At 45.3% G+C, this 23816-nt stretch carries 19 protein-coding genes; 14 read left to right on the top strand and 5 right to left on the bottom strand.

Annotated features, from left to right (window positions below):
* The first annotated feature begins 11 nt into the window (after positions 1-11).
* From B0I27_RS15815 to B0I27_RS15790, 6 genes are read left to right on the top strand one after another with little or no spacing between them, the layout of a single operon-like run.
* Positions 12-758 (top strand): DUF4843 domain-containing protein, encoded by a 747-nt coding sequence (locus B0I27_RS15815; protein WP_181276802.1) that lies wholly within the window; start codon positions 12-14, stop codon positions 756-758.
* Between the two features lies 1 nt (position 759).
* Positions 760-2301 carry a PKD-like family lipoprotein gene (locus B0I27_RS15810; protein WP_106295131.1) on the top strand — a complete coding sequence of 514 codons (1542 nt, stop codon included), beginning with the start codon at positions 760-762 and terminating at the stop codon, positions 2299-2301.
* A 20-nt stretch (positions 2302-2321) separates the two neighbouring features.
* Positions 2322-4586 carry a Gldg family protein gene (locus tag B0I27_RS15805; protein WP_106295129.1) on the top strand — a complete coding sequence of 755 codons (2265 nt, stop codon included), beginning with the start codon at positions 2322-2324 and terminating at the stop codon, positions 4584-4586.
* A gap of 7 nt (positions 4587-4593) precedes the next feature.
* A complete protein-coding gene (locus B0I27_RS15800; protein ID WP_106295127.1) occupies positions 4594-5529 on the top strand; it encodes an ABC transporter ATP-binding protein in 936 nt (311 codons plus the stop codon).
* A gap of 14 nt (positions 5530-5543) precedes the next feature.
* The gene (locus tag B0I27_RS15795; RefSeq protein ID WP_106295125.1) at positions 5544-7808 is read left to right on the top strand and encodes a Gldg family protein; all 2265 of its coding nucleotides are present in this window, start codon (positions 5544-5546) and stop codon (positions 7806-7808) included.
* Positions 7809-7818: 10 nt separating this feature from the next.
* Positions 7819-10671, top strand: a complete 2853-nt coding sequence (locus B0I27_RS15790; RefSeq protein ID WP_106295123.1) for a M16 family metallopeptidase — start codon at positions 7819-7821, stop codon at positions 10669-10671.
* 185 nt (positions 10672-10856) lie between these two features.
* On the opposite strand, the gene B0I27_RS15785 is transcribed toward B0I27_RS15790, so the two are convergent.
* Entirely contained in the window at positions 10857-11411 is a 555-nt protein-coding gene (locus tag B0I27_RS15785; protein ID WP_106295153.1) for a DUF1003 domain-containing protein, read from the bottom strand.
* 293 nt (positions 11412-11704) lie between these two features.
* On the opposite strand from B0I27_RS15785, the gene B0I27_RS15780 reads away from it, so the two are divergent.
* On the top strand, positions 11705-12496 hold the full coding sequence (locus tag B0I27_RS15780) for a TIGR00266 family protein (RefSeq protein ID WP_106295121.1): 792 nt from the start codon (positions 11705-11707) through the stop codon (positions 12494-12496).
* A gap of 20 nt (positions 12497-12516) precedes the next feature.
* On the opposite strand, the gene B0I27_RS15775 is transcribed toward B0I27_RS15780, so the two are convergent.
* The 3 genes from B0I27_RS15775 to B0I27_RS15765 form a co-directional block, all read right to left on the bottom strand.
* Positions 12517-13143, bottom strand: a complete 627-nt coding sequence (locus tag B0I27_RS15775) for a response regulator transcription factor (RefSeq protein ID WP_106295119.1) — start codon at positions 13141-13143, stop codon at positions 12517-12519.
* On the bottom strand, positions 13136-15139 hold the full coding sequence (locus B0I27_RS15770; RefSeq protein WP_106295117.1) for a sensor histidine kinase: 2004 nt from the start codon (positions 15137-15139) through the stop codon (positions 13136-13138). Before B0I27_RS15770 ends, B0I27_RS15775 begins: the two co-directional genes overlap by 8 nt.
* 83 nt (positions 15140-15222) lie before the next feature.
* Positions 15223-16170: a TolB family protein gene (locus tag B0I27_RS15765; protein WP_106295115.1), complete on the bottom strand. Its 948-nt coding sequence runs from the start codon at positions 16168-16170 to the stop codon at positions 15223-15225.
* Positions 16171-16571: 401 nt separating this feature from the next.
* Between B0I27_RS15765 and B0I27_RS15760 the strand changes: the two genes are divergently transcribed.
* The 7 genes from B0I27_RS15760 (at position 16572) to B0I27_RS15730 (ending at position 23309) form a co-directional block, all read left to right on the top strand.
* The gene (locus tag B0I27_RS15760; RefSeq protein WP_106295113.1) at positions 16572-17600 is read left to right on the top strand and encodes a LacI family DNA-binding transcriptional regulator; all 1029 of its coding nucleotides are present in this window, start codon (positions 16572-16574) and stop codon (positions 17598-17600) included.
* Positions 17601-17616: 16 nt separating this feature from the next.
* Complete coding sequence (locus B0I27_RS15755) at positions 17617-19770, top strand: alpha-glucuronidase family glycosyl hydrolase (RefSeq protein ID WP_106295111.1); 2154 nt, start codon at positions 17617-17619, stop codon at positions 19768-19770.
* 133 nt (positions 19771-19903) lie between these two features.
* Complete coding sequence (locus B0I27_RS15750) at positions 19904-21004, top strand: glycoside hydrolase family 43 protein (RefSeq protein ID WP_106295109.1); 1101 nt, start codon at positions 19904-19906, stop codon at positions 21002-21004.
* Between the two features lie 136 nt (positions 21005-21140).
* Positions 21141-21569, top strand: a complete 429-nt coding sequence (locus tag B0I27_RS15745) for a DUF2147 domain-containing protein (protein ID WP_106295107.1) — start codon at positions 21141-21143, stop codon at positions 21567-21569.
* A 431-nt stretch (positions 21570-22000) separates the two neighbouring features.
* Positions 22001-22414 carry an OsmC family protein gene (locus B0I27_RS15740; RefSeq protein WP_106295105.1) on the top strand — a complete coding sequence of 138 codons (414 nt, stop codon included), beginning with the start codon at positions 22001-22003 and terminating at the stop codon, positions 22412-22414.
* Positions 22415-22597: 183 nt separating this feature from the next.
* Positions 22598-22948 carry a LiaF transmembrane domain-containing protein gene (locus B0I27_RS15735; RefSeq protein WP_106295103.1) on the top strand — a complete coding sequence of 117 codons (351 nt, stop codon included), beginning with the start codon at positions 22598-22600 and terminating at the stop codon, positions 22946-22948.
* Between the two features lie 76 nt (positions 22949-23024).
* A complete protein-coding gene (locus tag B0I27_RS15730) occupies positions 23025-23309 on the top strand; it encodes a hypothetical protein (RefSeq protein WP_106295101.1) in 285 nt (94 codons plus the stop codon).
* A gap of 8 nt (positions 23310-23317) precedes the next feature.
* Here B0I27_RS15730 and mscL read toward each other — a convergent pair whose 3' ends face one another.
* The gene (gene mscL / locus B0I27_RS15725) at positions 23318-23731 is read right to left on the bottom strand and encodes a large-conductance mechanosensitive channel protein MscL (protein WP_106295099.1); all 414 of its coding nucleotides are present in this window, start codon (positions 23729-23731) and stop codon (positions 23318-23320) included.
* Between the last annotated feature and the right edge of the window lie 85 nt (positions 23732-23816).

Here is a 23816-nt window from a genome sequence, read left to right as displayed (position 1 = left end):
ATTCAATGTACATGAAAAAGATTAACTTCTTCTTATCTACTGTACTCCTGGCTTCGACCATGTTTGCCGGATGTAAGAAAGATGAACCAATGGCCTTCAAGGCTGAAAGTGCTGTTAATTTCAATTTAATTAACAAACTCTACTCTGTTGATTACTCGTTTCTCACGAACCCTGAGTCTGAATTTGTACAAGAGATCCCTGTTGCCATTATAGGTGATAGCACAGGATATGATCGTACTTTCAATGTAGAAGTAGTGAATGACAGTGTCACCACCGCCACCGCTGATCTTTACGAGATCATCGGTGGTAAAGTTGATGCGGGGCAATTCACCGGAAAATTGCAGGTAAAACTGAAGAAATCTGCAGCCTTGGATAACTCAACAGTCTCCCTGAAGGTACGAATTGTCGACTCTGAAGACTTTAGAATCGGAAATATAGAGGCCCGGGAATTTGTAATTAACTGGACCAACAAGATTATCGTTCCTACCTGGAACGTCTATTTGCGTACCTACATTACCCCCACGAGAAGCACTCTTGCATTCCGGATATTCATGCAGCTTTCAGGTCTCACGCAGTTTACCGCGGCTGAGTACAGAATTCTCGGCGTAGCAGGTAGTGAAGCTTTGGGAACCAGATATGGTGATTACATTAAGCAATGGAACAAAGATCACCCGAATGATATCTTAAGGCATGATGACGGAACAAATGTCGGAGAACCGATTGTACCTCTTTATTACACGCGTTCTAAATTCGATTAACATGAATAAGCATAGTATTATATATTTTCTGTTTGCTCTTTTTAGCACCTCCCTCTTCTTTTCATCTTGTAAGGAGGACCTCAGTTCCCTAGATCTCGATAAGATTTCCGGAGTTAGCTTCGATACCACCGGAACAAGCTCATTGAACGTGTTCCAGTTTGAGCACCTTGTAGTGAAGCCTAATATAACCACCGAACTCGATCCTGCGGATCTGAATTATGAGTGGAAAATCAATGTTGCTCCGGGTAGCCTTACCTATGATGTAATCGGCACCGAGCGTGACCTGGATGCTGAAATTCGTTTGAGACCAACTGATGCAAACAAGTTTCACCAGATCGTTTACACCATTACAGATAAGAATACAGGTCTGAAATATGTTATGGGCTGGCCCTTAACTGTCAGGAACAGTATTTCCGAAGGATTGGTAATTGCGGAAACTACCGATGGGACGACAACAGACATTAGTCATATCATGTCGCCTTTAGTAACGCCTAACTATGATAAGGTCAGCGTAAAGCATAATATCTATTCTTCCTTAAATGGCGTGACCATTCCGGGACTGATTAAAGAGATGCGCTATACCAATTTGAGAGGGACAGGACCGGTTATTTTGGGTATTACTGACAATTCCTTTATCACGATCAAAACACTGGATTATTCACCAGGACCGGCAGATGAAGGATTGTTCTACAATACACCAGATGGTATTAAACCACAAACACTGGCAGGTCTGCAACAGGTTGATGTATACGTAGGGAACAATGCAATCCATGGAACCTGGTTAGCTACTTCAGACAAAATAGGTCTCCCATTTGCTTCCTCTTACAAGGTGCCTGATCATATTGCTCTCGACGCAAGAAGCAGCGGTACTGCAGTTGCTTTAAGCTTCTATGATGAAACCAACGGAAGCTTTATTTATCAACCTAGCTTAACAGCCTTTGGAGACAGAACCATGCACATGGTTCCATCAGCAAGCAGCCAGGCATTTAACCCAACAGCTTTACCGTTTAAGGTTAATGTCGCAGCGGACGCAACAACCGATGGTGACTACTTACACCTGTTGAAAGACAAAAATACCGGAAAGATCGGTTTGTATATTCTTGGTGCCGGCAGGTATGACGCTTCCAACAGGGTCGTTCCTCCTTATGCGAAATCATTTTTCGACCTGTCAAGTGCTCCTGAAATTGACGCTGCTGTTCATTTTGTTCTGTTGAATGATCAGCGCGTCATGTACTATGCAACTAAAACAAAGATCTACGCGATGTTGTACGGTGCCTCAAACCCGCAGTTTGAGTTGAGGTATACAGCCCCTGCGGGAGAGGAGATCACTACCCTGCAGATCTATCGTCAGGCAAATTACCCTTTCAAGGTCGGCTACCTCCCAACCAACAACAAGCAACTGATTATGTCTACGTTCTCCGGAACCGAAGGTAAGGTGTATCTCCTGCCGATGATCAATCCTGGAGTAGGTAATATTGATGCTGCCAATATCAAGACCTACGGCGGCTTCAAGAAGATCACTGCCATAGCACCTCAACTATAAGCATTTCTTTAAATAGATCCATGAAGAAAATTTTCAAAATAGCTAAGCTCGAACTTAGCTTATTATTCTACTCCCCGATCGCCTGGATCGTACTGATCATCTTTATTGTTCAGTGCGGCCTGTCCTTTACCGATCTCCTGTACACTAAAGAAACCAGTCAGCAGTTAGGAAGTACTATAAAGAGCCTCACTGCCGATATATTCGGTGGAGGAAAAGGCTTTTTCTCTGCTGTACAGGGAAAGCTGTTCCTGTATATTCCCTTGCTGACTATGGGATTGATGAGCCGTGAAATAAGCAGCGGTTCCATCAAATTATTGTTATCATCCCCGGTAACCATTGCAGAGATCATTCTCGGTAAGTTCTTCGCCATGATGCTCTATGGTTTCCTCCTGGTTTCCGTACTCCTATGCATCATGCTGGCGGGCGCGGTTTCTATAGAGAACCTCGACTTCGGCTTTGTTGCCGGAGGAATACTCGGCCTGTATATGCTGATATGCGCGTATGCCGCAATCGGCTTGTTCATGTCTAGCCTTACATCGTATCAGGTAGTAGCTGCTATCAGCACCCTGGCTATTTTCGCGGCCCTGAAATTTGTTGGTAACATCGGGCAGACCATCGATTTTGTAAGAGACATTACGTACTGGATCTCCATTGATGGAAGAGCTGACAATTTTGTTAACGGACTGATCAGCAGTAAAGACGTTATCTACTTCTTGCTTGTAATAGGTCTGTTCCTGCTGTTAACCATTATGAGGTTGAATTCAGGCAGGGAAATTATTTCTGCTTCTCAAAAGGTAATGCGTTACAGCCTTTTGGTAATCGCTGTACTTGCCATCGGATATTTAAGCTCTCTGCCGTCCTTCACCCGATATTTTGATACCACGCGATTCAAGAACCGGACACTGACTGCCGAAAGTCAGGCCATCATCAAACAACTGGATGGCCCGGTTACGCTTACCAGCTATGTAAACCTCCTGAATATAAACGCCCATCTCGGTGCGCCTAAATTCAGGATCTTTGAACTTCGCCAGTTTGATCAGTATCTACGTTACCTGCCTGATCTGAAGATCAACTACGTTCCTTACTACGACTCCACCATGACCAGGAACCCGAAGGATAAAACCCTGGAGGAAAGAGCTGAGCGTGCTGCTACAGCTTTTGGTTACGAGTTTGAAGACGTACTCAGTCCGGCTGAGATCAAGAACCGCATCGACCTGGTACCTGAAGAGAACCGCTTCGTGAGAACGATGGAATATAAGGGCAAAACCACGTTCCTGAGAATGTTCGCTGATATGATCGCTTACCCTCAGGAAGCGGAGGTATCTGCTGCTTTGAAGCGGCTAATTGGCAAGCCTGCTATAGTGGGGGTCTTATCTGGTAATGACGAACGTAACATCGTTAAAACCGGCGATAAGGCTTATCAGAACATCACCACTTCGGTAAGTTCAAGAACTGCCTTGATCAATCATGGGTTCGACGTTCTGGACATCGCTATCGATCAATATAAGGCTATCCCCGACAGCCTTTCCGTACTGGTTATCGCCGACCCGATCACGGCTTATACGCCTGAACAGCTGGCCAAGATCAATGCTTATATCGCCGCCGGTGGCAATATCCTGATTGCCGGAGAGCCAGGAAAACAAGGATTGCTGAATCCATTCCTAAAACAGTTTGGTGTCTCTCTGAATGAAGGCACCCTTCTTCAGAAGTCAGATAAGTATGAGCTTGACCTTATCCAGACACATACAACGAAAGAAGCCTCCACCTATGGCCTTTCTCTGCCTGAAAGCTGGATCGTGACCACACCGGGAGCTGTGGCTGTCAACTATGGAGGTTCAAGCGACTATAAGGCTGTTCCCGTATTGGTTGCAAATAAGCCAGATCCATGGATCAAATACGGCACGTTTAATTTAGAAACCGATAAGATTACCTTCAACCGGCAGACGGATAAAAAGGTGCCGGCTGTAGTAGCTGTAGCCTTGAGTAAGAAGTTTCCGAATAAAGAGCAGAAGGTCCTTATCACAGGCGATGCAGACTTTATGAGCAACGCAGAGCTTTCCAGGTCTAACATCAGGATTGCCAATTTCGAGTTTGCCGTGCAGGTATTTAAATGGTTCAGCAATGGCGAATACCCAATCAATACATCCCGTCCTGATCCTATCGATAACAAGATCACCGTCTCCAGAAGCGAGATCAACTGGATGAAAATGCTCTTGCTAGGAGTCCTGCCAATCGCATTGGCGCTTGCCGGCAGTATTACATTAATTAGAAGAAAAAGAAAATAATTTAACAATGACGAAGATCATCGCACAGATTAAAAATCTGTCTCACCGCTATACTAAAGACTGGGCTGTTAAAAATATAAGTTTCGATATCACTGAAAAAGGTATCCTTGGCCTGTTGGGTTCTAATGGAGCTGGAAAGTCAACTACCATGAATATCCTTTGTGGGGTAATTAACCAAACAGAAGGTGAAGTTTTTATCGACGGAATCAACGTACGCGAGAATCCTGTTGAGGCGAAGAAGCTGATCGGCTTTCTTCCTCAGAAAGCTCCTCTGCACCTGGAACTGACAGTTGATGAATACCTGACACATTGTGCTCACATGCGCTCTATTCCTAAAAGTGAGATTAAGGATGCTCTGGAGCTTGCTAAGGCAAAATGCGGCATTACTCACTTCAGCAAAAGGGTTTTGAGTAACCTGTCTGGAGGCTATCAGCAAAGGGTAGGCCTGGCACAGGCGATCATCCACAATCCTAAGCTGGTTGTATTGGATGAGCCTACCAACGGACTTGACCCTAACCAGATCCTGGAAGTACGAAAGCTGATCAAAGAGATCGCTCAGGACCGTTCCGTTATCCTCTCCACGCACATCCTTTCTGAGGTTCAGGCAACTTGCGATAATATCATTATGATCGAGCATGGAAACATTGTTTTTGCTGACACGATGCATGCTTTCAATAACTATGTCGAGCCTAATACTTTGATCGTCGAGATGGAGGCTAAGCCTCCGGTAGAAACACTCTATGAGATCACCGGTGTGAGCGAAGTTGAGTTTATTACCGACACCAAGATCAGAATACACTTCAGTAGCGGACCGGAGATCACCAAATCAATCATTCAGACATGCGTAGCAAAAGGATGGCCGCTTACTGAGATCTATCTGGAAAAAAGTTCACTTGACGGCATTTTTGCACAGCTATCGAAGAAGCAAACGCCGACTCTCTAATATAAAGAAAACACATGCAAAGAATATTCAGGATAGCCCTTTTAGAGCTACGACTATTGTTTTACTCGCCAATCGCATGGTTGGTGTTAATGATATTTACCATACAGAGCGGTTTTGCTTTCACCGACATGCTATACAGTCAGGAAACGCAGCAACAGCTGGAGCGCCCCTTAAACGTCTTGACAAGGGTGCTTTTCGCAGGAGATACCGGAATGTTTAAAGCGGTTCAGGACTCTCTATACCTCTATATTCCCCTGTTGACGATGGGACTGTTCAGTCGGGAAACGAGTAGCGGATCAATCAAGCTGCTGCTCTCATCACCAGTGAAAATACGCGAGATCGTGCTGGGAAAGTTCCTGGCCATGATGCTCTATTCCCTCTCTCTGGTGGCCATCATGCTTTGCTATATGCTTGCAGCCTCTGTATCCATTGAGAATATTGACGTTACATTTGTCCTGGGCGGAATCCTCGGTCTTTACCTCCTGGTATGTTCCTATTCAGCTATCGGTATCTATATGTCGAGCCTGACTTCCTACCAGGTAGTGGCAGCGATCAGTACCCTGGCAGTACTGGCCGGATTTAACTTCATTGGCGAAGTAGGGCAGGGTCAGGATGTGCTGCGCGATATAACCTACTGGATCTCCAGTGCAGGCAGAACGGAAACGATCATTAACGGAATGATCACCAGCAGAGATATCCTGTATTTCTTACTGATCATCGCGCTGTTCCTCCTGCTGACCATGATGAAATTGAACAACGGAAGGGTTCATCGCAGTGGTTTGTCCAAGACCCTGAGATTTAGCGGACTGGTTATCGCTGTGATAGTTGCCGGATATATTTCTTCTTTACCGGTATTCATCAGTTACTATGATACTACCCGGATCAATGATCTGACCATTTCCAGCAACAGTCAGGAGCTACTGAAAAAGATCGACAAGCCCTTGAGCATCACAACTTACGTGAATGTTATCGATTACAAGGCTCCACTTGGAGCACCGAAGAACCGGATCGCCGATATGCAACGGTTTGAAAACTATCAGCGTTTTCTGCCAGGGCTTAAAATGGAGTATGTCTATTACTATGATACGGTATCGTATCAGAAGGACACCCCGGCGGCTCTCAGGGAAAAAGCAAAAAAGGCATCTGAGGCACATGGCTTTAATTTTGAGAAGTTGCTGAAACCAACTCAGATCCGAAAGATGATAGACCTTTCATCAGAAGACAACCAGTTTGTAAGAATGGTGAATTACGATGGGAAGCAAACACCTCTAAGGATGTTTGATGATATGATTGTCTATCCTAAAGAAGCAGAAATCAGTGCTGCCTTAAAGCGTTTGCTTCAGGGCCCTGCACGCGTAGGTGTAGTAAGCGGTCATGATGAACGCAGTACGGAGAAGGTGGATGATAAATCATATAAAGCAATAACCAAGGGACTAGGAGTGAGGGGATCGCTCATCAATAATGGCTTTGAAATCGTTGATATATCCCTGCCAGCTGTAGCTAATGTGCCTACAGATTTGGCCGTGCTGATCATTGCCGATCCAAAAGGAGCATACAGCACAGAGGAGCTCCTTAAAATTGAGAAATATATTCAGGCAGGCGGAAACCTGATCATCGCAGGTGAGCCGGGAAGACAGGCTTTCCTAAATCCAGTCCTTAAAAATCTGGGTATTGAGTTCACTGATGGAACATTGTTGCAGGAAAGCGAGAATCATGAACTCAACCTCATCCAGGGAGTGTTTACGGCACAGGCACAGGCCTTTGGTCTTACCTTCTACGATAAGGCAGTCGTGACCTTTCCAGGTGCCACCGGTATGAACCTCAAGGTTACAGGCGATTTTCAGATCATTCCTTTGCTGGTAAGCAGCGGGAACAAAACCTGGAATAAGTATGGCAACTTCGACCTGGCTACCCAAAAGATAGTGTTTGATCCGAATGCTGAGAAAAGAGGTGTCTACCCTTTGGCTGTGGCATTAAACCGGAAACTGAACAACAAGGAGCAGAGGATCCTGGTCACCAGCGACGCCGACTTTATGAGTAATGCAGAGTTAAGCCGATTCAACCTGAATAATATGAACGCTTCTTTTGTGCTCCGCATGTTCAAATGGTTCAGCAACAGGGAGTACCCGTTCAGTGTGAATAAAGAAGATGCGATAGATAAGAAAATAACGGTATCAAGAGCGCAGATCAACCTGCTGAAGCTCATCTTCTTCGCCATTATACCGGCACTGATCGGCATCGTCGGTGCCACTATTTTAATAAGAAGAAAAGGAAAATAAAACCACTAAAATGTTCATTAAACATATTTTATATACATCCGCATTGGGGTTGTTCTTTGTGCTGCCGGTCGCTGCTCAAGGAACTGCGTCGCCCGCAGAGCCATCGGCTAATCAGTTCAGGTTTGATCAGCCGGAGGACCTTCCCCTGGATGCTGCCGTTAAAACGGGAATATTAAAAAATGGCTTCCGCTATTTTATCCGCAAGAATGTAAAGCCGGAGAAGCGCGCTACCTTTTACCTGGCTATGAAGGCCGGTTCTATACTGGAAACCGAAAAGGAACTGGGCCTTGCCCACTTCCTGGAGCATATGGCTTTCAACGGAACAAAAAACTATCCGAAGAATGACCTGATCAGCTACCTGCAAAAGAGCGGTGTGCGTTTTGGTGCTGACCTGAATGCCTATACCAGCTTTGACGAAACGGTATATCAGTTGCCACTACCTACGGATAACCCCGACATTGTGAAGAACGGGATGCAGATATTGAGGGACTGGTCACAAGACATTCTTCTTGAAGGTTCTGAGATAGACAAGGAAAGAGGCGTCATTGTGGAAGAGAAGCGTATGGGTAAAGGGGCATCAGAAAGGATGCAGAACAAATACCTGCCGGTTCTTTTCAATCACTCCCGGTATGCAGACCGTTTGCCTATCGGCAAAGATGAGGTGTTGAAGAACTTCAGTCACGAAACTATTCGTGAGTTCTATTCCAAATGGTACCGCCCGGATCTGCAGGCGCTGATCGCAGTGGGTGACTTTGACGTTGAGGCAATGGAAAAGCTGATCATAGATAAGTTTTCTGACCTGAAGATGCCGAAGAATGCACCGGAAAGAGTATACTATTCTATTCCTTTGAAGGGAGAAAGCCAGTTTCTTAAAGTAACAGACAAGGAAAATACATCCACCCTTATTCAGGTGCTGATGAAACATAGGGCTCCGGAAATGAAAACGACGACCGATTTCAGGGAAGCGCTTAAGAAAGTCCTGTTTAACAATCTGGTTGCAGCCAGAATTTCTGAGCTGCGCAAGCAGGCAGACCCTCCTTTCCTGCAGGGGTCAGCCAGCATCGGAGACTTTATGGCGGGGCTGGAAGTTGCTTCTGTAGTTGCCGCTGTTAAGCCTGGTGAACTGGAGCGTGGCTTCAAAGCAGTATGGTCAGAAACAGAACGTATCAAGAAATTTGGCTTTACCCAGACCGAATTAGACCGTATGGTTAAAGCGATCCTGATGTACCAGGAGTCTTCTTACAAGGAAAGAGAAAAGACCAATTCAAGTGCTTACGTGAAGGAATACCTGGCTCTTTTCCTGAAAGAGCAGGTGAGTCCGGGTAAGGAATATGAATATAACTTTTACAAGAACGTGCTTCCGGGCATCCGTCTTGATGAAGTGAATGTCCTGACATCCAAATATTTTACGGATGTGAATCGCGACATCCTGATCATGGCACCTGAAAGCCAGAAAGATAGCCTGCCATCGGCAGCAGACGTTTTATCCTGGATCGATAGCATTAGATCAACAGCGATGCTGGCTTATGATGATGCCGTATCAGATAAGCCTTTGATGTCTAAAGTTCCGGTTGCCGGAAAAGTTACTTCTATCAAAGATTTGAAGTTTGTGGGAGCGAAAGAGGTCACGTTAAGCAATGGAATTAAAGTTGTTTTAAAGCCTACAGATTTCAAGAATGATGAGATTCGCTTCAGCTCATTCAGTCCGGGGGGTAATTCGTTGTACGGCGACGAGAAATACCAGTCGGCAGTCAATGCAGCGCCCGTGATTGCCAGCAGTGGTTTGGGACAGTTTAATGCTAAAGAACTTCCTAAAGTATTATCAGGCAAGATGGTCAGCATTTCTCCTTACATTTCTGAAAGGTATGAAGGGGTGAATGGATCTGCGTCGCCGGCCGACCTGGAAACTGCTATGCAGCTGGTTAACCTGTTCTTCACCGAGCCGCGTGCGGATAAAGATATTTTCAACGGCCTGATCGCGAACTACAAAAGCACGCTTTCTAACCGTGGAAATAGTCCCGCAAATGTGTTTAGCGATACGGTATCTGCCGTGGTGGGTAATTACCATCTACGTCGTACCGGTCCAAGCATGGCGAAGGCTAATCAGATCTCGCTGAATGATGCGATGGAGATCTATAAAGATCGCTTTGCCGATGCATCTGATTTTACTTTCTTCTTCGTAGGCAGCTTTCAGGTTGACACCATTGTGCCTTTACTGGAAAAGTACCTGGGTTCTCTTCCATCCATCAACCGTAAGGAAAACTGGCGCGATCTGGGGATCAGAATCCCTGGCGGAAAGCTCCGCAAGGTTGTTGAGAAGGGTTCAGAGGATAAAGCAACTGTACAATTAATATTTAGCGGAGACTATAAATACAATGAAAAGGCAAATATAGCCATGGACGCTCTTAAGGAGATCCTGAACATCCGTCTTACAGAGCGCCTTCGTGAAGATGAAGGTGGTGTTTACACACCAAATGCGTCTGTGGGGTATAGCAAGATTCCATCTAAGTACACCATAAGCGTATCCTTCGGATGTGCTCCTGCAAACGTCGATAAGCTGATCGCAGCAACGCTTGATGAGATAGAGAAGCTACAGCAGAACGGTGCAAAGAAAGAAGATCTGGAAAAACTGATCTCAGAATCAAAGCGATCAAGGGAGCTTGGTTTAAAAACGAACAGTTTCTGGCTTTCTTATCTGAACGGACGGTATCAGTTGAACGAAGATCTGAATGAGTTTTCCAAATACGAGAAGCTGTTAGAGAGTCTTAAATCTGGTGATATCAGGAAGGCCGCAAGATCCTATCTGACTCAGCAAAATTATATGGAGTTCATCCTCCTTCCGGAGGCTACCGCTCAGAAATAGGCCCGCAGTCCGTTTCATCCTTCATTTAGGGGAGCAGCGGAAAGGTCCTGATGATCCCCGATACCGGATCGGAATTACCAGACATCAGGGAAAATTTAAATGGAGAAAGGCTGCGATCAGGGATGCCGCAGCCTTTCTTGTATCAGTCTCAACAGCCAGATGTCTTCTTTATACCTCATCCTTCGTTATTTCGACTGCAGTTTCTCTACTTTTTCATAAAGCTCTCTGATCAGATTCACCCCCGTGACCTGGGATTCATAGAGTTGCCTGATCTGATCTTCCACCATCAGATCCAGTTTCTGATGCAGGCTCCTAATCTCCAGCTCTGCTTTGAGGTTGATCAAATAGTCGTTCTCACTGCGCATACGGTCTTTTTCTTCCTGCCTGTTCTGGCTCATCATAATAATGGGTGCCTGCAGAGCGGCAATGGAAGAAAGTATCAGATTCATGAGAATGAAGGGGTAAGGATCAAAATCGGCACCCCGTGGAGCCATCATATTGTAAACGATCCAGACCATCATTATCAGCGAGAACAGGATGATGAACTTCCAGCTTCCACCAAACCGTGCAACCTTATCGGATATCTGCTGTCCCCTCGACAGTACTTCCTGTGGCGGATTCAAGAGGTTATTGACAATGAGCTGCTCCTCTTCCATCGTCTTTTGTACGATGTCGTGCAGCCTTTTCAGGTTTTCCCGGCTTTGTTCGGTCATTTTGCTTATCAGGTTATCGTCACTCATATTCATAGTGTTAATCCTGCTCTAATTTAATCTATTCGGGTAATAAATTTGTTGCTACTCCCTGATTATAAGCGTATTTTTAGTACTCACTCTGATTATACCCCCCTGTTTGATAGCTATAGATTTATCACATGGCAAACACCACTTAACAAAAAGACAGAAGCCCAAGAGATTGGCGGCGGATGGTCATTTCGCTATTCGGAGCAAGCACTCACATTCGATTTCAAACGGTTCTGAATTTTCCATCTGATACAGAATATTCGTATTTTAATCCCTGATTAAACAAATTCAAGATGATTAGAAATCACGAAATAGACTACCGTATTTATGGTGAAGAAATGCAATATGTCGAAGTAGAACTCGATCCGAATGAAACTGCTGTCGCAGAACCGGGAGCCTTTATGATGATGGACGATGGTATCCAGATGCAGACCATCTTCGGCGACGGGAGTCAGCAGTCGGGTGGGCTCATGGGTAAGCTCTTCAGCGCGGGAAAGCGTCTCCTTACCGGAGAAAATCTCTTCATGACAGCATTTACCAATGCCGCCCACGGAAAGAAAAGGGTTAGTTTCGCTTCTCCCTATCCGGGCAAGATCATTCCTCTCGATCTTTATCAGCTTGGTGGCCGTATCATCTGCCAGAAGGATGCCTTCCTGTGTGCCGCTAAGGGCGTCAGCGTGGGTATTGAGTTCCAGAGAAAATTAGGTACAGGTCTTTTCGGAGGAGAGGGCTTTATCATGCAAAAGATCGAAGGGGATGGAATGGCCTTCATGCATGCGGGTGGACATGTTCTGGAGCGAAACCTTCAGCCCGGAGAGCTTTTAAAGGTGGATACCGGTTGCCTTGTCGGCTTTACGTCTGGCGTAAACTACGATATTCAGTTCGTAGGCGGGATCAAGAACACCCTCTTCGGTGGAGAAGGAGTGTTCTTTGCTACCCTGAGAGGCCCCGGAAAGGTATGGATCCAGACCATTCCGATCAGCAGATTGGCAGGCCGCATCATGCAGTTCGCCAATTCCGGTCGTAAGGAGGAGGGAAGTATTCTCGGTGGGTTGGGCAACTTGCTTGACGGCGACGGGCGCTAAGACCCGATTAGCGACCTTCGCTAAATATATTTCATCTCCATCGCTTTATGGATGAGCGCAGCAACATTCACAACCTTGAATTTCTGCAGCAGATTCCTCCTGTGGCTTTCAACAGTGAGCGGACTGATGAAAATACGTTCACCTATCTCACCGGAACTCAGTCCCTGCGAAAGAAGCTGGAGTACCTCTTTCTCTCGCCGCGTGATGACCGGCAAATCGCCTGAATGTGCAGAATCGATTATCGTCTGCACATTCAGGCTAAGAGCGTTACCCCCGCAAGCTACCTGATGTATTGCATCCAGAACCTCGTCCGAGGAAGCATTTTTCAAAAGATATCCTGAAGCTCCTGCCCGAAGCATCCGCTGAATAATACTGTATTCGTTTAGATTGCTAATGGCAATGACCTTGCACATCGGATTTATCGCCTGTATCTCCTCGCAGGCATCGATCCCATTCTTTCCTGGCAAATTTATGTCTAGTAATACTATGTCCACGTGCTCAGTCCTGAGGAAAGCCAGTCCCGTATCTGCGTCAGCAAACTCACCCACCAGCTCCATGCCCGCAATATTTGCTAGCATATAAGAAAACCCCTGAAGTACCACAGGATGGTCGTCTATAATAATGATCTTAAGCGATTCTTTATGCATTGCTTAGGGGTATTTGAATGTTAACCGCTGTCGGCCGTCCCGGTTTGCTGTCAATTTCAACCTTGCCCTGCAGCAAAGCCACCCGGTTCTGGATGTTGCTCAGTCCCATACCCTTCTTCGCCATGTCTGTCGGGTCAAAACCACAACCGTCATCCTCCACCGTTAGGAAGAGGTGGCCTTCATTTTCACTGCATTGGACGATAATCTGACGGGCGCTTGCATGCCTGACGGCATTGTTCAGCAGCTCCTGAGCGATACGATACACGCCAATCAAAACAGGCTGACTGTAGGAGGTTTGTAGATTAAAGGCTTGAAACTGAATGTCTTTTCCGGAAGTCTGCATATACTTGCAAAGGTCGGCCAACGCTGGCTTGAGGCCAATTGATAAAAGCGACTCAGGCATCATATTTCTAGCAATTCTCCGCAGTTCATCTACCGATTGATCCAGATCCCTGATCACATAATCTATATCCGGATGTTCCACTCCTGTTCGGTTTTTCTCCCGACTGACAATTGATGACAGTCTTAATTTTACACCCGCAAGCAATCCCCCCAGACCATCATGTAAATCACGCGAAATCCGGTTCCGCTCTTCTTCCTGTGCCTGAAGTACAGAGCTGTATTGATGTAGCTTTTCCTGCTGCTTGAGGTTGATAACTTCTTCTCTGTGCAATAAATCTTTCTGAAGGAGGGCCTGACGGTTATTATGCGCGAGCTTCCAGGAAAAGCCGGCTGTTATGAGTGCAAGGAGCAGTCCGGAGGTAAGCAATATCGTCCAGCGCTTGTTTTTATCCATAGAAAGTGCCTGCTTTTGGTTCATATCCTCAAGCTTTAAAATTTGGTTCTCCTTTTCTATTGTCCTGTATTTTTTCTCCAGCTCAAGGATTTTTAGCGCCATATTCTCTTCCTGAAGAGAATCCTTGCCGAGAGCGTAGGTCTGCATCTGTTCATATGCCCTCTTGTAGTTACCCAGCCGATATTCCGTGTTCGCCATCTCTCTAGCAAGCAATAAACGGTTATGAAGATTTTTGTTCGGCTCATACCGGCTCGAGGTCAAAAGATATTTTTTCGCAAGAGCAAATTCTCCGAAATCCCGGTACGTGGCGTAGATCTCAAAGTTAATATCTTTCAGGAGGTACTCATCAGAGAGTCTCTCCGCTGCGTCAAGGCCTCTAAATAAGTTAGCCAGCGCTTCGGACTTATTGTTTTTGTGACGATAATAAACACCCTCGGTTCGGTAGTAATGAGGCGCGTAGTTCGAATGTGGAATTTGGTTAAACTGATGCCGGGCGCTATCCAGATAAGTCCGAGCCCTGGAATGCGCGCCTGCCAAAAGCGCGTTCTTCGACGCATTGACAAACAGCGTGAGCTTATCTTCCTGAACATCATTAAAATGCAGTAATGTTCGCTGTGCTTGCTTGTAATAATTCTCAGCCTTTTGGTAATCGTGGACGTTTCCTAAGAGCATGCCAATATTCTGGAGGTTCACGCCTACAGCGATACTATCCCCCGCCTGGCGGGAGTAAGGTATGGCTTTTTCGATCAAGATGTCCATATATCGGCTGGCGCTGTCCTGTATCTGGAGTAAAGTTCCGTAGTTATTCCATGCCTTTGCCCGGTAATAGTAAGCTCTTTTGAACCGGCTGCCCGAGAGGCGCAGGTCGGCCTGCATATATAAACGTTTCGCCCGTTCAATATCGTGAGTATACACGACGTTCGCGGTGAAGTGATGCAACAAACCCTGGTGATAATCGCGTGGTCTGGCGCCCATAACGTTTCCTGCTTTTCGTATCAATTCAAACGCCCTGGCAGTATCGCGATCGCACCAGAAAAAGCTCAGACTAAGCAGCCGTTCTATCTTTACGCTGTCATTTGGTGATCTCGCTGCCTGCCGGAACAGACTGTCTGAAAACTGAATGGTGGCCTTATCGATAAGTTGAGCAAACCCGCCTTTAATATTTAAAAATAGAAATGCTAAGCATAGGTATCGCCTCATTTTCTTGAGCAATCAGCAATTATTCGTTTTTCGGTTAACCAAAATAAGCAAAAAATCCAAAGTCCCTTCCTTATGTCATGGTCTTATGGTCGCCACATGGAGTTCCCGCTTGCTTTTGTTCGTTCGCTGCTCTGACCGGGAACGATCGGGATCACTTCATTGCTGTTATCCAGATTATATATCTTGCCATCTGCCGGAATGACCTTCAGCTTCCAGTTTGACCGCCCTGATACGGGGGCGTGTATGTAGTCGCAACCGACCAACAGATGTTTTCCGTCAGGTGAGAACTCTCCAAAGTTTTCCGCGCTCTCACTTTCCGTCACCTGTGTCAGATTGCTTCCATCGATGTTCATCAGATAGATGTGATTACCGATATACATCGAAACCTTTTGTCCATCCCGGCTTACCCTCACCGCTCCCCACTGCTCGTAGTTCATTTCCTTTACGAGTGTCAGATTAGTGTAGGGCGCCTCAGCCCTAAGAAGGTATTTACCGTCAAAGGATACAAGCAGACTGTTGTCAGGTAGCCAACGCGCCCGATCGTTCAGGCCTAATTTTTTACCGTTAATTTTATCGAGACGGTGCTTAACCTGGCCATCCATATCGATGATCACGATCCCATTGTCATAATCCGGATTGATCACGATCAAGGAGTTATCAAACGATATCTCTCCGCTGTTATTCGTGTTGTTTCCTATCAACGGGTCGTACATAAACTCTTTTATAATCGTTCCATCCGCAACATTGACCAAAATAAATTTGTTCTTGTCATACACTCCTGCGGGGCGCTCGCTGACCAGCCTCAATTTGCCATCTTTACTAACGTCCCAGTCGACGGTGGAATAAGCGCTATACGTAAAGAAAGTACTCTCGCTCCAATCGTTAAGATTGATTTTTTTAACTTCCGTGGTGTACTCATGGATAATATTCCCGCTGAGGCTGCCTGCACGGCCGCTGTCACCCCCGTCTTTGGAGCATGCAGAAAGTGCTGCAACCAAAAACAGAGCATAAATTGTCTTTATAGGTTTCATAGGGTCTGTGTTTTAGTCAAAGTTACCAACCAGGTGTAACTGCTGCAATCCACGGAAACAAGGATATTTTAGCCGACTTAGTTAGAGGATGTGCGTCCTCGCGCTATTGTTGTTTGCTTGTATGGCAGGTTTGGAACTGCATTTATTTACTCAGCCTGTTCATAGCAGCTTTGCCCATTCCTAAACCGTCCTCGCTGTAAGCCCCTATTGCGACCCATAAAAGCGCCACATAAGTCCGACTTTTTTAACTGTAAGTCGGACTTATGTGGCGCTTTTATGGGTTTGATAGCCGGATGATTTAAACGCTGGCGCAACCAAAATGTCAACAAGTAACAATCTAACTGCAACCGATTGCATATTGGGTTTTTTTATTAATTTGCAACAGTTCGCTTAACCAGCTTATGAGCCAGGAGAAAATAATTACCATTTACGATATTGCTGAAAAACTTAGTTTGTCTCCTTCGACTATAAGCCGGGGGTTACAGAACCATGCTGCTGTAAATGCAGTGACGAAGAAAAAAATCTTTGATACTGCGAACGAAATGGGGTATCGCTTCAATACATTCGCAAGAAATCTCCGCAGTAGAAAAACGAATACCATCGGTGTCATTGTTCCGCGTTTGAATAGTTATTTCATCTCAGCGATGCTCGCCGGCATCGAAAAAGAACTGAACGGATCCGGTTATAATATGTTGATCAGCCAGTCGCTTGAATTACAGGAAAAGGAGGCAGAATATGCGGAAACAATGATGCACAACCGTGTAGATGGTCTTATCGTAGCGCTTGCGGCAAACACCACTAGTCTTGATCATTTTCAGCCCTTTTTTAAACACCATATACCTTTGCTGTTTGCGGACCGGGGCATTGCCGGAAATGAGTATACCAAAGTGGTTATTGATAATTTCAGAGCAGGATATGAGGCTGCTTTTCATTTGGCAGAGCAGGGATGTACCCGCATTGCACATATAACGGGTAATACAATACGTGACGTCTATTCGGAAAGGAGGGACGGTTATCAGCAAGCATTGAAAGACAAGGGTCTCTCTTTCGACGAATCGCTTGTTTTTGAAACTGACCTGACGGAAATTTCAACGATGAAAGTAATGAACAGGATCTTAAAAATGGAGGTTCTACCCGACGGGCTCTTCGTTTCGAATGATTTCTGCGCGGCGATAGGTCTGAAGACCTTAAAACAGGCAGGATTGAGGATTCCCGAAGATATCGCCATTGTCGGTTTTAATAATGACGCTACTTCACGTATTACTGAACCTGCGTTGTCTACGGTAAACTATCCCGGACAGGAAATGGGAGAGGTGGTGGCGAGAAGGCTTATTAATCAGCTCAATGCTTCTAACCCATCGGAACCTGAAACTCTTGTACTTAAATCAGAATTAATAGTAAGAAGCTCTTCCCTTAAAGGAGGGGTATAAACCAATTTTAACCTTTATGAAGAAACTAATATTTGCGTTGATCATCTTTTTTATGAGTGTCGGCCACAGCTTTGCAGAAAGTGGGTATCGCTTGTGGATGCGGTATGATCAGATTAATGATGAAGCTTTAAGAACGCAGTATCTTAAGAGCTTGAGCGGTATACGTATCGATACGATATCCCCAACATTGAAAGCAGCATCTGATGAACTGGGCAAGGGCTTGTCGGGTTTGCTGGGAAGAACGCTGGGCTTATCATCAACTGCCAGCATCGAAGCGGGCTCAGTTGTCGCCGGAACGCCTGCCTCTTCCTCCCTGATCAGAGGCCTGAAGCTGCAGTCGCTGGCCGGATTAGGGGATGAGGGTTATATGCTGTCTTCCATGGTGCATAATGGTAAGCAAATTACCGTTATCGCAGCCAATACGGATGTAGGCGTTTTATACGGCTCCTTTCATCTGCTCAGGCTCGTTCAGACGCAGCAACCTGTTGTCAAGCTGAGTATCGTTGAAAAGCCATTGCTTAAGCATCGTGTGCTTAATCATTGGGATAATCTCGACCGTACTGTTGAACGTGGCTATGCTGGATTTTCGCTTTGGAACTGGCATCTTCTGCCCGGATATCTTCAGCAACGTTACATTGATTATGCGCGGGCTAACGCTTCTATCGGTATAAACGGTACTGTATTGACTAATGTTAATGCAAATTCTCTGATTCTGACTGAGGAGTTTCTGCCTAAGGTAGCTGCTATCGCAAATGTGCTCAGACCTTATGGAATCAAGGTATATCTTACAGCGCGCTTCAGTTCTCCAATCGAGATCGGCAAGTTGAAAACTGCGGATCCGCTTGATGAGAGCGTCAAAAAGTGGTGGAAGGATAAGGCTGATGAAATCTACAGACATATTCCAGATTTCGGGGGCTTTTTGGTAAAGGCCAATTCGGAGGGTCAACCGGGACCGCAAAACTATGGTCGTTCTCATGCAGAAGGGGCGAATCTGCTGGCGGATGCCCTTGCACCTCACAACGGTATTGTCATGTGGCGTGCTTTTGTTTACAGTCATGAGGTAGATGAGGATCGTTTCAAGCAGGCTTATAATGAGTTCAAACCGCTGGACGGGCAGTTCAGGAAAAACGTGTTGGTACAGGTGAAGAACGGACCTATCGATTTCCAGCCAAGGGAACCTTTCTCTCCGCTTTTTGGAGCTATGCCAAAAACTCCGCTGATGATGGAGTTCCAAATCACGCAGGAATATTTGGGACAAGCTACGCACCTGGTGTATCAGGCTCCGTTATATAAGGAAGTCCTTGATGCGGATACGTATGTTAAAGGTAAAGGCTCAACTGTTGCGCGTGTAGTCGATGGAAGTTTAGACAAACACGCTTTATCGGGTATTGCAGGTGTAGCCAATATCGGGGATGATCTGAACTGGACGGGACATCTGTTCGGACAGTCTAACTGGTATGCTTTTGGGCGGCTGGCCTGGAATCACCAGCTCAGTTCTGAGAATATTGCCGATGAATGGACAGGGATGACCTTCTCGAACGTTCCGGAGTTTAAGGTTTCGTTACGGGGTATGATGATGAAATCGAGGGAGAACCTGGTAAACTATATGACGCCTCTTGGGTTACACCATATCATGGGTTGGGATCATCATTACGGCCCTGGTCCATGGATTAAAGATAAGCCACGGATGGACTGGACTTCGTTCTACTACCATAAAGCGGATAGTGTGGCTATTGGCTTCGATCGTACTGCCAGCGGCAGCAATGCACTTTCTCAATACAGTCCCCAGGTCAGGAAGTTCTATGGAGATCTGAAGACCTGCCCTCCCGAGTATCTTTTGTGGTTTCACCGGTTACCCTGGTCTCACCGGATGAAGACTGGCGAATCGCTTTGGGAAGCTTTGTCTCAGCGCTATCAGCAAGGTGCTGAATCGATGGACCCTTTGATCGCTGGTTGGAATAAACTGGCTCCCTACGTGGACCAGGAACGTTTTGATCAGGTGAGAATGCTGTTAGCGATCCAAAAAAAGGAGGCCTGGTGGTGGCATGACGCTTGTCTGGCTTACTTTCAATCCCGCTCTGGTTTGCCCTTCCCGCAGGGAGTAACACCGCCTAAAGAAACACTTGAGTTTTACGAAAGCCAGCATTTCCATTTCGTACCGGGCATCTAATTATCGATTATGTTCCACGTGGCTTGTTGTTATCCGAAAAGCTATGTGGAACATAATCGGAGTAAGTGATAATAGAAGTCTCTTCCAGCCAGAAGAGGCTTTTATTGAATAGTTTAATGATAACGTTGAGGATATGAATACAAAAATGCAATTGGCTTTGGCTCTGGGAATGAATGTGCTGGTCGCTGCTGGATGCCAGAACGGTGGTGGGAAAAATGCCGGTAAGCAAGAAGTAAGTAGTGTGGATACCAGCAGGTATCTTTCACAGCCTCTTGTCAGTCATATGTATACCGCCGATCCATCAGCTCACGTGTTTGATGGCAGGATCTATATTTATCCTTCACATGACGTGGATTTAGGTACACCGCAATCAGTGGGTGGAGATCATTTTGATATGCGTGACTATCATGTTTTTTCCATGGACAGTATTGGCGGCAAAGTAACTGATCACGGCGTAGGCTTGTCGCTGGAGGATGTTCCCTGGGCAAAAAGACAGCTTTGGGCACCTGATGCTGCGTATAAAAATGGTACGTACTACCTGTTCTTTCCGGCCAAGGATCCGGAAGGTATCTTCCGAATGGGTGTAGCAACTTCAAAGTCGCCTTCGGGTCCGTTCAAGGCAGAACCAAAGCCTATTGAGGGGAGCTTCAGTATAGATCCGGCGGTTTTTACCGATGACGATGGTGCTTCATATATGTACTTTGGTGGAATATGGGGTGGCCAGCTGCAGAAGTGGGTAGGTGGAAAGTTCGATCCGAAAGGATCAGAAACTGACTTGCCCGACGATAATGCGCCCGCTCTTGCTCCGAAAGTTGCAAAAATGAGCTCTGATATGCTAAGCTTTGACGGTGCGGTGCGGGACGTGCAAATTCTCGATAAGAATGGAAAGCCATTTTTAACAAAAGATCATAACGAGCGCTTTTTTGAGGCTGCCTGGGTACATAAATATAATGGTAAATATTATTTCAGCTATTCTACCGGCAATACCCATTTTTTGGCCTATGCAGTTGGAGACAGCCCTCTTGGTCCCTTTACATACCAGGGCGCTTTTATGAATCCGGTACACGGCTGGACCAGTCATCACTCGATTGTTGAAGTTAAGGGGAAGTGGTACGTTTTCTATCACGACACTCAATTATCGGATAAGACCTATCTGCGAAATATTAAGGTGGCTGAGCTAAAGCATGATAACGACGGGTCGATTGAGCTGATCGAGCCTTTGGTAAAACGCTAGTGTTTAAGGAGATGTTCAAGTAAAGATTTCGAAAGTTCTTTATCGTTGAGCCAGACACTATCCCGAGTTAAGGAATTGTCGGCTATAATTAAACAAATGTCATCAAAGTGTGTATTTAGAAAAAAGAGTACTAGCTATGAAGAGATTTTTGATTTTGTTGATGCTATTGCAGTTGCCCGGATTTATTTTCGCGGGTGATGAGAATGGTATCGTGGGTAAGTGGGGAGATCACAAAGGAGAGGCGAAAGTCATGATCTACAAAAAGGGGCAACACTTTTTTGGAAAGCTTTACTGGCTGAAGGACCCGTATGACAAAGACGGAAAAGTTCGGAAGGATGAGAAGAATCCGGAGCCTGAAAAACGGGACAGGGAGCTGGAAGGACTGGAAATTTTAAGGAACTTTAGCTATAATAACGGGGTGTGGACAGGAGGTAAAATCTACGATCCGCGTTCGGGTAAAACCTATGACTGCAAACTTTCCTTATCCCAGGATGGAAAACTTTCGATAAGGGGATATCTGGGCTTTAGCTTCATTGGTAAGACAGAAACAATGGTAAGGCTTTAAAATAAGGGACAAAAAAATAAGCTCTCGATGGGCGAGAGCTCAAACTAACCAATTATAAACCTAAATTATTGAAAGGAGCTGTTAGAGAAGGAGTCGAACCTTCAGGAGTTCATCCCGTTTCACCACTCTACAGTGTTTAAGCATTTATTTCCTTTTGCTTGATACAAAGATAATGTCAAGGCTGATTTCTTGCAAATATTTTAATCGATCTTTTGAATTTTTATCAATTGTATAATGTAAATCGATGCCGATTGCAAAATTTTTAATCTCAGAGCTAGAAATAATGCTCATATTAACACTTTGTCAACTGTTATATCATCGTTTATTTGGTTTTTAAAGGGGTTGAATCTATATATTCGTACAAAACAGGATGTTTTAAGTCAAACCAAGCTTGACCATAACCGTTAACACTATAATATAACCAAGATATTATGATAAGAAATGCAACTGCTGTCTGGAATGGATCCGGCAAAGATGGAAATGGTAATTTGACGACTCAAAGTACTGTATTGGATAATACACAGTATTCATTCCATTCCCGCTTCGAGGATGGAATAGGAACGAACCCTGAAGAACTGATAGCTGCAGCTCATGCGGGATGTTTTACGATGAAGCTAAGCTTTGTTCTAAATGAAAAAGGTTTTACTGCAGAGCAACTGAGTACCCGTTGTGATATAACTTTTGAAAACGGCGCGGTGACTAAATCTCACTTGATTGTTGAAGGTTCAGTTCCGGATATTTCAGCTGAGGAGTTTCAAGCTGCTGTTAAGGATGCAGAAGAGAATTGTCCCATCAGCAAACTGCTAAATACGGCGATTTCGTCTGAGGCCAAGTTGTTAAGCTAAAGCGGTATATGAAAAAAAGAGAGCGAAGTCTGAACGGATTTCGCTTTTTTTTTATCTCGTCTGTTTTCACCTGTCTGTTCCGGCTGTTTACCGAGAATTTTAATGGTCTTGCCTAAAGGTTATTGGGTAGGCGTTGGATGGGATTTACCTTTGAATAATAAATAGTTATTAAAACGCATTCAAATGGAAAATCAAAAACTAGGGACGGGTATGATAGCCGGCATTTTGTTTATTTTATTCGGCATAATTCTCTTAATGCATACGTTAGGGGCAGTCGATATTGTTCCTGGGTGGCTCATGAGCTGGCCGATGATCCTGATCGTGATAGGTGTTATCAGTGGCGTCAAGCATAACTTCAGAAAGGCTGGCGCATACTTGTTTATCGCGACTGGTCTGGCATTTCTGGCTGGCGAGATCGATCCTCATCTGTTTACCGGGAAATTGGTATTCCCTGCTATCCTTCTCGCGATCGGTCTCTATCTTATATTCGGTAAACACCAAAAATGCAAGCTCAGCTCTCATTCCAGAGTTTAGCTCACAGGATAATCTTACATTTCTGTGGAGGTTTTCATGGTTCTTTCTGATTACCTTTGCCGCCACAAAAAATGATATGAATAGACTTTTTACTATACTATTTTTGCTGATTTCCTTACAATTAAACGCTTCCGGAAAAGCTGATAAGACGGTTCCGGAGACGATTGCGGCAGTGGGCTCGGTCAAGGTGTCTCCGAATTTTGCGAAACCCAAAATGGAGAAGCTTAATAAAGTTGTGGTGGACAGTCTGCTTGCTCGTCCCGCTTCTGAGGTGTCTTCCATCAGGAAGCATTCAAAAAGGTACAGGCCGGCGTCTGCGCCTGGCCTGCAAAAGAAACTAAACTGGGTGTTCGCTTACTAGTAGCGCACTCAGTCTTTTTTTTCTCTCAGTATATCGCGTATTTGAGTAAGAAGTACTTCCTCTTTACTTGGAGGAGTAGGGATGCTTGGAGCAACCTCCTCTTTTCTTTTCATGGAGTTGATGGCCTTAACAATGAGGAAGATACAAAATGCCACAATAAGGAACTGGATCAGGGTGTTTAAGAACTGGCCATACTTAACAGACACCTCCGCAATTTTATTCGCCGCATCTCCTTCTTTGAGAACTAACACCTTGTCAGCAAAATCAATGCCCCCTGTCAGATATCCTATAGGAGGCATGATAATATCGTCAACTAAAGAAGTGACGATTTTTCCAAAGGCAGCTCCGATAATAACACCGACTGCGAGGTCGATGACATTACCTCTAACTGCAAATTCCTTGAATTCTTTAATGATACTCATGCTTTTTAAATTTAACGTACGTGAATATTTTAATTAAGTCTGAACCCATCGTAAACGTGCATCAGTTCAGCGAGAAGACTCAACG

The organism is Arcticibacter pallidicorallinus, assembly GCF_003002875.1.
GTDB lineage: Bacteria > Bacteroidota > Bacteroidia > Sphingobacteriales > Sphingobacteriaceae > Arcticibacter > Arcticibacter pallidicorallinus.
Note: the sequence above shows the minus strand (reverse complement) of the source record. Positions and strands in the feature narration are given on the sequence as shown.